The sequence below is a fragment of the Candidatus Sysuiplasma acidicola genome (assembly GCA_019721035.1).
GTDB classification, from domain to species: domain Archaea; phylum Thermoplasmatota; class Thermoplasmata; order Sysuiplasmatales; family Sysuiplasmataceae; genus Sysuiplasma; species Sysuiplasma acidicola.
The window spans coordinates 1-9,975 of record JAHEAA010000030.1; the positions used below are offsets into that span (position 1 = coordinate 1).

General features: G+C 51.2%; 11 protein-coding genes and 1 other RNA gene. 6 read left to right on the top strand and 6 right to left on the bottom strand.

The genetic code is table 11. From position 1 onward, the window contains the following. The coding region (locus tag KIS30_09775) for a hypothetical protein (protein ID MBX8647023.1) at positions 1 to 492 on the bottom strand (492 nt) is incomplete at its 3' end. A 116-nt stretch (positions 493 to 608) separates the two neighbouring features. Continuing rightward, positions 609 to 1,349 (bottom strand): PAC2 family protein, encoded by a 741-nt coding sequence (locus KIS30_09780; GenBank protein ID MBX8647024.1) that lies wholly within the window; start codon positions 1,347 to 1,349, stop codon positions 609 to 611. Positions 1,350 to 1,513: 164 nt separating this feature from the next. Between KIS30_09780 and thiL the strand changes: the two genes are divergently transcribed. Further along, entirely contained in the window at positions 1,514 to 2,443 is a 930-nt protein-coding gene (thiL, locus tag KIS30_09785; GenBank protein ID MBX8647025.1) for a thiamine-phosphate kinase, read from the top strand. Further along, positions 2,403 to 3,134 carry a hypothetical protein gene (locus KIS30_09790; GenBank protein ID MBX8647026.1) on the top strand — a complete coding sequence of 244 codons (732 nt, stop codon included), beginning with the start codon at positions 2,403 to 2,405 and terminating at the stop codon, positions 3,132 to 3,134. Before thiL ends, KIS30_09790 begins: the two co-directional genes overlap by 41 nt. Here KIS30_09790 and KIS30_09795 read toward each other — a convergent pair. Beyond that, positions 3,103 to 3,975: a hypothetical protein gene (locus KIS30_09795; GenBank protein MBX8647027.1), complete on the bottom strand. Its 873-nt coding sequence runs from the start codon at positions 3,973 to 3,975 to the stop codon at positions 3,103 to 3,105. The genes KIS30_09790 and KIS30_09795 overlap by 32 nt on opposite strands. 80 nt (positions 3,976 to 4,055) lie before the next feature. Continuing rightward, complete coding sequence (locus KIS30_09800) at positions 4,056 to 4,952, bottom strand: cation diffusion facilitator family transporter (protein ID MBX8647028.1); 897 nt, start codon at positions 4,950 to 4,952, stop codon at positions 4,056 to 4,058. Positions 4,953 to 5,092: 140 nt separating this feature from the next. Between KIS30_09800 and KIS30_09805 the strand changes: the two genes are divergently transcribed. The 4 genes from KIS30_09805 to KIS30_09820 are packed head-to-tail and all read left to right on the top strand — an operon-like array spanning position 5,093 to position 9,205. Then, positions 5,093 to 6,250, top strand: coding sequence for a DUF373 family protein (locus tag KIS30_09805; protein MBX8647029.1), 1,158 nt, complete (start codon positions 5,093 to 5,095; stop codon positions 6,248 to 6,250). Then, complete coding sequence (locus tag KIS30_09810; GenBank protein MBX8647030.1) at positions 6,247 to 6,981, top strand: DUF115 domain-containing protein; 735 nt, start codon at positions 6,247 to 6,249, stop codon at positions 6,979 to 6,981. Before KIS30_09805 ends, KIS30_09810 begins: the two co-directional genes overlap by 4 nt. Positions 6,982 to 7,014: 33 nt before the next feature. Beyond that, on the top strand, positions 7,015 to 8,577 hold the full coding sequence (locus tag KIS30_09815) for a site-2 protease family protein (GenBank protein ID MBX8647031.1): 1,563 nt from the start codon (positions 7,015 to 7,017) through the stop codon (positions 8,575 to 8,577). 52 nt (positions 8,578 to 8,629) lie between these two features. Further along, positions 8,630 to 9,205 (top strand): hypothetical protein, encoded by a 576-nt coding sequence (locus KIS30_09820; GenBank protein MBX8647032.1) that lies wholly within the window; start codon positions 8,630 to 8,632, stop codon positions 9,203 to 9,205. A gap of 5 nt (positions 9,206 to 9,210) precedes the next feature. On the opposite strand, the gene ffs is transcribed toward KIS30_09820, so the two are convergent. After that, positions 9,211 to 9,521, bottom strand: an RNA gene (gene ffs, locus KIS30_09825) — signal recognition particle sRNA. Between the two features lie 138 nt (positions 9,522 to 9,659). Continuing rightward, on the bottom strand, positions 9,660 to 9,975 hold a 316-nt coding region (locus tag KIS30_09830; protein ID MBX8647033.1), incomplete at its 5' end, for a transposase.

The window sequence follows — 9,975 nt, forward strand, 5'->3', positions numbered from 1 at the left end:
TGACATGAAATCGACGACACGCTGCCTGCGCAGTCCAGTGTAGTGCAGCAGGTTGCTTACGCTCTCGGGAGATACCCTTGCATCCGGTATCGCATCGAACAGATGCGATGACACATAGTGCAGGAGCATGTTCTTCATCGGCGCAGAATGGAAGAACCGCACTATCGAACAGACTGCGATCTCCTTCCACTCGTCGGGGAAGTGCTTTCTCAGCAATTCTATTGTGTCCGAGCATTCGGAGAGTATGAAGCTCGATGCACCATACTCCCTGTTTGTTATGTACTGTAGTTCGTCCATCACCCTGATTGCCTTCGGTTTCAGAAGGCCGTCTGGTGTTATCTTGCCGAGATACTCGAGTGTAATCTTCCTGGATCTCTTTATCGCCGGATCGTATTTGCTTGTTACACGGTAGAGGTAGTACTGTCCGTTGAGATACCGTATCTCGGTACCCTTCTCCCTGTACTTCAGTGCCCAGTCGGGTATGTCAGCCACAATAGCGTATATAGGCAATCTACTATTTAGATCTGTCGATCAATTTGAACTCAAAAATGTCAATAAGCAGGACAGATTACGTAAATCAGCGGGAGTTAGGGATTAATCTGCAGAAATCACCCGTATATGCTGTATGATTCCTTTGTCGCAGGTTCTCCCTGTTTCCTCATATGCTCTATCTGCAATTGAATCTGTTTCGCCTCGTCCAGCAGTGGTTTTATGGCGAAGTTCAACGGACTGAAAAGCATGTTGAGCCCCTGGACTAGCATGGCGGCACCAGTAGCATCAGGTATGTCCTCCCTTGCCTCCACAAAAAGGCCTATGACATCGTATTTGCTCACTCTACCTTCGTTGAGCATTATTGCAGATGTGCCTGATATCATTCCCGTCTGCAGCTGCTCGAGACCAGCCCTTTCAATATAACTTCTCGCGGTATCCGTCGTGCCAACCGCCCATAGATGCGGTTTCTCGCCTTCTGCTCTGTTGTTCTTCTCTGCAGGTATGCCGTCGAGCGAAACGAATGTCCTGCATCCGGCATTCAATCCCCATTTCAGAAGGGAGCTGGCAACGGCCCTGTGTGTCTTCACCGGCAAGGGTATCTCGCTTGTGAATATGGCCAGATTCTTCGCTTCGGAGCAATATACACGTGACGGAAGCTTGGGCCTTGCGTTGTACACAATTGACACTGGAGGGAAATCATCCGAATCCATCGCGGCAACTTGGTCCATGCCATAACTTGCTATTATGTGGCTGGCGGCTATACCTGCCACCATTCCAACGCCGGTAGAGCTTTCAATCAGTATTCCGTCCTTTAACACCACCTGCTTCAGATTCCTGATGTTCACATCACATGCCATATGATCGCCACCTGTATGGTAAGGTTCTTTCAGGTATTTTATGGGATTAGGTACTGCGATTGCGCATGGAATGCAGGAAAAAGGAAAAGGTTGAAAGTGATTTAGCGGTTCACAGTGCTGAAGTGGACGTTGATTAGCTGAAAAACATAAGAGAAAGAGAACTCGTGGATTTGTTGAGACATGTATTCAAGTCACCTCCTTCCCCTACCGGCATGGGTGACGACTGCGCAGTCGTGAAGATGGGCCGCGAGACACTGCTGTTTACATCAGACATGCTGACGGAGTCTGCCCATTTCAGATACTGCAGGAATCCGGAACAGAAGGGCAGAATGGCAATGGCCGTCAATTTAAGCGATATCGCGGCGATGGGAGGGAAGCCGGAATTTGCTTTGGTTTCTATTGGCATCCCGCATTCGATGTGTCACACGGACGTCATCCAATTTGCGAGGGGGATATCGCGCGCAGCGGAGGAATATGGTGTGAGAGTCCTAGGCGGCGACACAAAGAGTGCATATGAGCTTACCGCCTCCATCACTGTATGTGGGAAGGCGATCGCGAAGCCAATGCTTAGGAGTGGCGCTCGCTCAGGCGACTACCTGGCAGTCACCGGAAAGCTCGGCGCCGCTTCCAGTGCTTATTATTCCCTCAACCGGGGATTATCTGACAATCCGGGGCGGCTCTGTAATCCCTTTCCCCGAGTCGCTGAGGGCATGAAGCTGGCAGAAAGTGGCGCAGTGACGGCAGCTATGGATATAACGGACGGGCTTGCCTTGTCCGCGTGGTACGTGAGCAGGGCAAGCGGCGTCAGTATAGAAATAGACCGCGGGGCGATACCCGTTGACGACAGGCTCAAAAAGCTGAATGTCAGTGAAGAGGAACGCGAGAATATGCTCCTGTACTGGGGGGGCGACTATGAATTGCTCTTCACTGTTAGTCGCGACAGCGCGCTGTCACGATTAAGGAAGGAAAAGGCGCTGGACTTCACCGTCATAGGCAGAGTAAAATCGGGAAGTGGTGTTCATCTGCTTGACGGCGGACAGAGGCGAAAATTGAATGAAGAGGGATATGACAGCCTCGCGCAGGGCACAGCATGACAGTGGTGCGAAGAATCACGCCGCTGTAAATCAGATGTTCCGGCAGCTCTCTCGTCACTATGTTCTGAAAGACTGGTGGCCTGCAGATGGACCGTTCGAGGTGGCCGTCGGCGCTATATTGACACAGAATACCAACTGGAAGAATGCTGCGGCTGCCATTTCCAATATGAAGGCCAGCGGCATGATGACGCCGGAGCGTATTACGTCATCAGGCAAAGAGCTGGAAGTGCTAATACGGCCAAGCGGTTCATTCAGACGCAAGTCGAAGACGTTGAGACTCTTTTCCCTGTTCCTTCTTAGCACGTTCGGTGGCGAAATGGCACTCATGTCTGCAGCCCCTGAAGCAGAGTTGAGAGAACAGCTCCTGCGCATCCACGGTATAGGTGAAGAGACAGCGGATGCGATACTGCTTTATGCGTGCGGCAAGGCTGTGTTTGTCGCTGACTCGTACGCTAAACGGTTCCTGAGCAGGACTGGCGCGATCGACGGAATGTCGACCTATCTGCGGGTTAAAGAGATCGTCGAGGCATCCGTCGAAGGTGACGCACATGACTACGCTCTGTTCCATGGACTCATTGTGGAGTTTGCGAAGGAATTGTGTCGGAAAACACCTCTCTGCGACAGCTGTTTCATAACGGGCTGCAATTATCGCGCATCAGTCAGAAATAGAGAAGAACGTTTCCAAACATGAGCGTGAATATGAGGCCAATTGTCAATGGAACTATGAAAGGAATCTTTGGTGAAACCCATATCGTTTTCCATCCTGCGGTTCTTGCACTTTCGAGCATCTGTCCGTCGTCGAATGAACCAAGCTTCTTCAGCCTGACAGGCGTACCATCGTCCGTGGGATATTGTATCAGCCACTCTTTCTCTAGAACGACATCATCTAGATTCTTCCTGTAACCCAGAAACATGAATGGCAGCACTGCATCTCCCTTTGCTGCATTCCTAAACAGCAGAAGGAGTGGTATTGCAAGAGAGATGACTGCCGCCAGCAGCAGCGTGTTGATGAAGAACGGGAACGTGAAAGAGGCGTATGCAGGAAGCACATGGCCCAGGACGGGCTGCGGATACTCCGGATAGAGCAGAACCAGGCACACCAGTGCCTTTGCGTCTGCTCCTCCTTTTATCACATCTAGATGGAAGAGCAGGAAAATGAACAGTATCCACAGGGATCCGGCGGCAACCGCATCGACGACGATCGTGCTTGAAAAAGCATAGGCCGAGGCGAAAGTGGAAAGTGCGCAGATGCTACCTCCAGTGTATCTCAGCATCGTTCCTGTCTTTCCGCGCAAACGTTCCCAGTCAGCAAACATGTCTGCAAACAGGAAGGCAGGAAATGCAATCGTAAACACAGGTAGGAAGCTGCCGGCATCTGCTGTGATGAGCGCGTATGCCGAAAGCACGAGGCCTGCAGTGCCTGATGCAATCCACATCACGTCGTCCACTTCCCTGGACTTGAGATCCTGAGCTGACGCAATGAAAAAGCAGGATAGAGCGGCCGTTGCGGCAAGCGTGTATGTTAAGCTCACGGTTCACTGCTGAGCCTTCCGGAAATAGATAACACTTGTCACGCAAATCCCGGTGCTTGCACGTTGTCGGATTGCGTGTTTCAACTTTCGGGTTCCACTATGACGTTCTTCAGCTCCGGCACCTTGCTTCTCAGATGATGCTGCACATTGTCTATGGCTTTCTCGAGCTCATCTGTGGTCAGATTGTCAGCAAAGTTGATTCTGATGAGCATCATCAGGCTTTCCGGCCCGATATATACCGTCTTGATGTCTCTCACCAGATTGACGGAAGGCAATTTCGTGATCGCCTGTGTTATGTTGGACATCTGGGCCTTCGACAATCCCTTCCCGATAAGCAGTTCCCTGCCTTCTGCAGCGAGAGTCAATCCAGTTATCAGAAGGAGAACACCATTGGCGACAGCCGCTATGGCGTCGAATCGCGAGTTACCTTCGTAAACAGACAGAGAAATGCCGCCGATGGCCACCATGCTCGAAACTATGCTCATCACATCCTGAAACAGGACCGTTCTCACGCCCTGGTGATATCTATCTATGATGCTCGTGGTGTTTGCATAATGGTGCCTGATCCGGTGCATTAGGTATGCAAGGCTGAGGGCACTCACTATCATCGTGACTATGAGCACTAATACGCTGTACTGCCAGTCTGTGATTACGTAGGGCTGAAGGATGCCGTTTATGCCGTATGCCATTACAGCCGCTCCGCTTACGGAGAAAGCGAAAACAGCACTGACGAATGACCAGAAGAATCGTTCAAGACCATAACCGAAAGGGTGCAGTTCATCCGCCGGTCTGAGCGAGCTCCAGACGCCGAACAGCAACATTGTTCCGCTGAGCACATCGCTCAGCTGATATACAGATTCAGACAGCACCGCCTTGCTGTGCCCGGCAATTGAGACAATAAGCGCGAATATGAAGAGAAATATGTCACCGATGAGTGTCATGTAAATTGTTCTGTAGCTCTTTTCCTGGGGATGCATTGACCAATCTATCCGGCACAACCAAAGGCAACTTGAAATAAAATCTTATCTGGAGAAAGGCGGTCCAAGCGACAAAAAAAAGCATCCAGAAAGATGCTACAATTCATTTAAATAGCTTGCCTCTGATGAATTAACTGTATATGAAGACACTCGTCCTCTGTGTGGATAGAGATGACGATATAGGCGCAAAAGCGTCTCTCAGGGGACCGTTTATTGGGAGGGAACTGAATCTGGAAGCTGCCACAGCCTTGGCACTGGCTGACCCAGAGGATCCAGATTCCAACACTGTCCATTCGGCAATAGGTATCTATGACGAATTGCTGAAACGCGGACTGGACGTTCAGGTTGCCACGATATGCGGCAGCCAGAATGTCGGATTCGAGTCAGACCGTATACTTTCAGAGCAGCTAGAAAAGGTCATAGAAATTGTGAAGCCCGACAGGGCAGTGCTTGTGAGTAACGGCGCGGAAGACGAATATTTCTATCCTGTGATTGCATCTAGGATAAAAATCGATTCTGTCAAGCGCGTATTCATAAAACAGACACCAACTGCCGAAAGCACTTATTATATCCTGATCAAGACGTTCAAGGACCCGAAGCTGAGGCGGAAGATTCTATCGCCGCTTTCTGCTATACTGATGGTGTATGGCTTTTTCCTGATGTTTTCCGATCTCCTCATGTTGAGCAACACGCACAGCCTTGCCTACATATCGGGCGTTGCACCTGGCCTCATCTCTTTTGTTATTGGTGCGTATATTGCGTGGTATGCCTACAATGTTAGCGAAGGGATGCGGGCAGGCTCCAGAAGGCTATGGCGTGCCATAAAGTCAGGAAGCCAGTTGCTGCCATTCGCCATTGTTTCGGCAGTGCTTGTTATCGTCGGCGTTCTCTATGCCTCCTCTACACTAGTCCATGCTAGAAATGTTCCTCCGCAGATACTTGTGCTCGTGTTTGTATATAATTTCCTCTGGACGGGCGTGTTCGCATCCCTGGTCATGGAGGCAGGACGCTTTGCAAACGTATACTTTAGTGACGGGCAAATATCATGGTCGTCCATAATCGCGGGACTGATGTTCATGGCTCTCGGTATGATATTGCAGGGTGCGCTGGATGCCATCGATCTCATCTATGGTATGGGTCACGTGAGTCCCGTTCTTATAGGTGTGGAAACAGCTTCAGGCATCTTCATAGCCATGTTTGGCGGAATGCTCAATTCGAGCGTCAGGGGACATGAAACGGCGGTAATCGAAGAGAAAAGCAGCGGGACAAGCGAGCTTACTACCAGGGCTTTAAAATGAAATGGGCCGACTGGAAGGAAACCTACCTGTCGATCCTGAAGGATTTCTCTTATAGTGTCGAACGGGAGGTCAGTGCTTCGATGGCAGCCATGCGCGCAACATCCGTTACCAGGTGCCTCAAAGAAAAAGACGCGCTGGGCGAGCTGCGTCACAGGATTCATCCTGATTGCATTGTCTGTGGGAACAGCCGGGAACTGGAGGACGATATACGCGAACTGCTCGAAGGTGGCGGTATGCAGGGATTCACTGTAATAGCAGCTGATGCTGCCGGTCCGAGGATCGGCCGCCTTGGCGTAATTCCGGATATCATCGTAACGGATATGGATGGGGAACCTGAGGCCGAAATGGAACAGAATCGGAGGGGTACACTGCTCCTGCTGCATTTTCATGGTGATAACATAGTGCTCGCATCGGACGTATCAAAGCTGCTGAGCGGTCAGTTCATAGTCACAGCGCAATCCAAGCCGCAGCGCGGCGTATTCAACTTCGGGGGTTTCACGGATGGCGACAGGTCAGTGCTGCTTGCTGAGGAATTTGGTGCCCGCAGGATTGTGCTCGCTGGCTTTGATTTCCTTCTCCCATTCGAAAATGGACGCGACGGCGAGATTAAGCTGAGAAAGCTGGAATGGGCAAAAGCAATAATTGAAGGAGTGCGGAGAAGAGGCGTCATGCTCTTTGGTGCAAACGAATTCGCGACTCTTATGGAAACGAATAAAAAGGTAAACGTATAGACAGAACCGACCGGAGGAGATGCACTGAATCCATTGCTCATTGTTCTTTATGTCGTTATAGCATATTTGCTTATTATCGTGGGCCTGTGGAAATCGGGTCTTGCAGCCAGATTTAATATCAGCTTCGCAGGACCGATCGCAATGGTCAGGACCGAACGGGGAAAGAAGTTTCTTGATTATCTGGCCAGACCTGTTAGATTCTGGATTCTATATGCCAAAGCATCGAGGATACTATTCGTCATCGGGATGGCCGGCATGGTTCTTCTGCTGTTGTGGGAAGCAACGCTCGTTACACAGATACCGAAGCAGAGCATACCGGCTCCCCAGACGTACTTGCTCCTGCCGGGCATCAATCCGTTCGTTCCTGTGGGCTACGGCATACTGGGCCTAGTCGTAGGTGTTGTCCTGCACGAACTCGCTCACGGCATCCTTTCAAGGGCTCAGGGCATCAAGGTGAAGTCGATGGGCGTACTGTTCATGATCCTGCCCATAGGCGCATTCGTCGAGCCGGATCAGGAGCAGCTGGATTCAACAGAACCACTAAGTCGGATTCGCGTTTTTGGTGTCGGTCCCGCGACAAACCTGATTCTTGCTCTCATATTCCTTTTCATATTGATATTCCCGATGATGGGGGCACTCGCTCCAGTCCATGCGGGGCTCGCAACTATCTCGGTATATGACGGCTCAAGCGCCTATTCCGCAGGCATAAGGGAGTGGAGTGAAATAGTCGCAATAGGAGGACACACTGTCGCAGCTGTGCAGCAGTTCAATAACATAAGTGGAATCAATCCTGGCTCCCATGTCAGCGTGGAATACATCAAAGGTGGCCATTATTTTAATACAACGGTGACAGCTGGCGTGGTGATAACGGCAGTGGTCCCATCATCACCGGCTCAGCGGGCCGGCCTTACGCCGGGCCTCATAATCCAGAGCATGAACAATTCCGTAGTATACAGCACTGACAGTCTCTTGAGCAGTTTCAATAGCACTTTCCCTAATGAAACTGTTCCATTTACGTTTCTAACGCCTGGCGGCAGCATCATCGACAGGAACATAACACTTTCGAGCGCTCAGGCTGTCGAAGGGGTTGCACCTCATGGAAGACAAATGGGTTTTCTGGGCATATATCCAGCTTATCTGGGCATTGATGCCGTGCCCGTGTCGACCATTCTATCGCTGCTGAGAAATCCGTTTTACGGGGCATCGTCGCTGTCGGACTACCCGAGGAGCAGTCTTCAGTACGTGCTCCTTCCGTTTGAGGGACTTTCTCCCGTTCCGCAGGGTCTTCAGTCACTCTTCAGCACATCCGGTCTGTCAGGCGCTGGATTGGAGCTATTCTGGTTGACCGCAAACAGCCTGTACTGGCTCTTCTGGATCAATCTGTGGGTGGGACTCTTCAACATGCTTCCCGCAGTCCCTCTTGACGGCGGATATTTGTTCAGGGACAACTTGCGGCTGTTGCTGAAGAAGACGATGGCTGGTAGGAGTGAAGAATCTAGAGAAAGATTGGTTGGATATGTGACAAGAATGTTCTCCTTCCTTATACTTGTGCTGCTGCTTTGGCAGATACTGGGGCCGAGGTTGCTGAATCTATGATTGAGCTCGGAAAAGTATTTGTTATCAGGTCTGTATTCCGATCAGGATAGTATTGTTCAGTCCAGACAAGCAGCTGCGTGAAATCATTGTCGAGGAACTCAGGTCAGAGCCAGTTTCAATCAGCGGCCTAGTGAGGAAGCTGAGATCGAAGGGTATCATCATGCACCGTCTCGTTCTCACGGGTTATCTGCGTGCTCTCACAGACCTTGGCATCGTGCGGGAAAGGCCCATACCTCCTTCGAAGATTTTCGTTCCGGTTTCTGGCAGAGATCCGACAATCTATGAGGCCATTTCAAATGCATGTGAGGAAAACAGGCTGGACGGCAGGACGTCGACGGCAGTCGCCGTTTACACACTCGAAAGACTCTTTCACCGGCCAGTATTCAGACGTGAACTGCAGGAAATGAAACTCGCTGAAACGCCAGAGCTTAAGCTAGCACCCGCAACGGTCATCGCGGAAGCAAGGCGCATTCTTTCAAAAGCAGGATACAGACTACCGGACAACGAACCGGCGTATCTTGTCGAGGGAAGCTATGAGAACGAATTCAGGGCTATACTGGTCGCGCTAGTCTCTACAGGATTCAGACTCTCTCATCTGTCGCTGGATACGAAACAGCTCACACTGTAGAATGGAACCAGGCCGCCTGTGTTGCCGGCCACTCCCTGAAAGGTTTGACAGCACGGTCCTCGGCCCCGCTTCCCGCCGAGCGCACGTAGTCCGCAGTAAGGATGCTCCCGTCAGGGCCTGGCCTGTTGCCCGCGATCATTCCGGGAGTCACGCCCCTCCAGGCATGTCGTCCCGGCTCCTCGCGCCCCGGCGGACGTTGCCTCATTGTCTCGTGCTGCGCCTTACATGTCATGGTTACGTCTCCACAGGCTGTCACCCCCGCTGTCGACGATTTCGGTGTAAAAGGGCACGCCGAGCGCCCCGGTCAAGCCTGGCATCAAATTGAAGTTGATGACAATATATAACTGATTCGCTTCGCCTCGCAGAGTGCGCAGAAGCCTTTTTTGCGCTCATAATCGTGCGCTGTCAATCAACCATCCTATTCTCCTTTGGATTGAGAATGGATTATTTTGCGCTACTGCCGGCATGCACGGATTGAGGGTAGCGGCAGCCGGGAGTGCACCATCGCATTCCGTATCCTCTCCGGATTCCTCTTCAGCCTGCTCATGACACCTTTCACTCTGGCCTTCATCTCTTCTACTGTATCGGGACACCAGTTCGAAAGTTCCTGATACTTGAGTACATTCCATATCTGTTCATCAGGGTTGAGTTCAGGCGCATAGGCAGGGAACCTCCTTGTGTAGAGTCGTTTTCTGTTTTCATAGAGAAACTGTTTCACGTCGACACGTCTGTGGGGACCGCCGTTGTCCCACAGCAGCACTATGTTGCCG

Coding starts and splice junctions, on each gene's coding strand:
- KIS30_09805 (MBX8647029.1), top strand. CDS start 5,093: ATGAAGACACTCGTCCTCTGTGTGGATAGAGATGACGATATAGGCGCA.
- KIS30_09790 (MBX8647026.1), top strand. CDS start 2,403: ATGAAGAGGGATATGACAGCCTCGCGCAGGGCACAGCATGACAGTGGT.
- KIS30_09800 (MBX8647028.1), bottom strand. CDS start 4,952: ATGCATCCCCAGGAAAAGAGCTACAGAACAATTTACATGACACTCATC.
- KIS30_09780 (MBX8647024.1), bottom strand. CDS start 1,349: ATGGCATGTGATGTGAACATCAGGAATCTGAAGCAGGTGGTGTTAAAG.
- KIS30_09810 (MBX8647030.1), top strand. CDS start 6,247: ATGAAATGGGCCGACTGGAAGGAAACCTACCTGTCGATCCTGAAGGAT.